We start from the raw sequence: 1706 nt of genomic DNA on the forward strand, positions 1-1706 counted from the left end.
CGATCGCCCATGCCAGGATCAAGACCGACAAGATCGATGCCGGGGTTCTGGCGCAGCTCCATGCCAGCGGCTTTCTGCCGGAGGTGTGGGTTCCCGACGAGCGGACCGAGCGGCTTCGCCGCCTCGTCGCGCGGCGCAACCAGGTAGTTCGGCATCGCACGCGCGTGAAGAACGAGGTGCATGGCATCCTGCAGGCGCACCTCGTGCCGAAGTGCCCGCATGTCGATCTGTTCAACAATCGCGGCCGCGCCTGGCTTGAGCGGCAGGTGCTTCCCGACGACGAACGGGCCGCGATCGCCAGACATATCCGTGAGATCGATCGCCTGGCCGAGGATCTGGCAGACCTTGATCGTGATATCGCCAGGGATGCGATTGACGATCCGCAGGTCGGTCGGCTTCAGACGATCACCGGCGTCAATGCCGTCGTGGCCACCGGGATCATTGCGGCGATCGGGGATATCCACCGGTTCGGCGCACCACAGAAGCTGGTGAGCTACTTCGGCCTCAATCCGCGCGTCCGGCAATCCGGTCCTGGCATCGCCCAGTATGGCCGGATCAGCAAGCACGGGCGTTCCCACGCACGTGCCATGCTGGTCGAGGCCGCCTGGGCGGCGGCGAAGGCGCCCGGACCGCTCAGGGCTTTCTTCCTACGCATCCGCAACAAGCGCGGCCATCAGGTCGCAGCCGTGGCGCTCGCCCGCAAGCTCGCCGTGTTGATCTGGCATCTGCTGACAAGGAGCAGGACTACTTCTGGGCTCGCCCGGCGCTGGTGGCGGCAAAGCAGAGGCAGCTCGCTCTCAAGGCCGGCGCGCCGGGCGAGCGCGGTGTCGGCCGCGGTTCGGCTTACGCCTACAACGTGAAGGAGTTGCGAAACAGCGAGAAAGCCGCGGCCGAGAATGCCGAACGTGCCTACGAGCTGATGGTTCGGCATTGGCGGTCACGCGGGCCGAAGCGGCGCACGGACGCCACAAACGAGGAACGACTATAACGGCTGCGTGGCGGCACTCTCATCCTCTCGCACCACTCTTTGCGTCCGTACAGCTCCACGCCCAGAACCTGGCGCCGGCCCTCCCAATCCACGCCGATCGCCACCAGCACCGCCTAGCTGGCGATCACGCCCGCCTCGCGAGCCCGCTCGTAGCGCGCGTCCAAAATGAGATACGGATAGCTTTCCTCGAGCCGCTGCGTGAAGAACGCCTTGAGCGCCTCATCCAGCCGCATCGTCGCCTCGCTCACCGTCGAGGCCGAGAAAGAGTGGCCGCACAGTTCCTCCGTCACCGCCTTCACCTTGCGGGTCGAGACGCCCTGCACGTACATCTCGACCAGCGCCGACACCAATGCCTTCTCCGAACGCTGGTAGCGCTCAAACAACTCCGTCGAGAACCGGCCAGCCCGATCCTGCGGAACGCGAAGCTCCAGCACCCCCACCCGCGTCACCAGCTTGCGTTCGTAATAGCCGGACCGGAAACTAACCCGCTCCGCCGTCCGCTCGCCTTTCTCGGCCCCGATCGCCTCCGTCATCTCGGCTTCCAAAGCCTCCTGCACCACAGTCTGCAATACCTGGCGAAAGCCGTCCTCATCCGACAGCAGCAACGCTTTCAACTCGCCTCTGCTCAGTCTAACTTCTCGATTGGTCATGGCACTTCCCCTTCCTCGGGAATCGGTGATTGCAACGTCACCATCGTGCCATGGCCGCTCGCCCCTCA

The 1706-nt window shown here is 64.9% G+C and carries 2 pseudogenes; one reads left to right on the forward strand and one right to left on the reverse strand.

Annotation, left to right across the window (positions count from 1 at the left end):
- Positions 1–988 (forward strand): annotated as a pseudogene (locus NKH33_RS33070) (IS110 family RNA-guided transposase); the annotation flags it as partial.
- Between the two features lie 38 nt (positions 989–1026).
- Here the strand turns inward: NKH33_RS33070 and NKH33_RS33075 are convergent.
- Positions 1027–1638, reverse strand: a pseudogene (locus tag NKH33_RS33075) (IS256 family transposase); the annotation flags it as partial.
- Positions 1639–1706: the final 68 nt, after the last annotated feature.

Source organism: Mesorhizobium sp. M1182, from assembly GCF_040318335.1.
Lineage (GTDB): Bacteria > Pseudomonadota > Alphaproteobacteria > Rhizobiales > Rhizobiaceae > Mesorhizobium.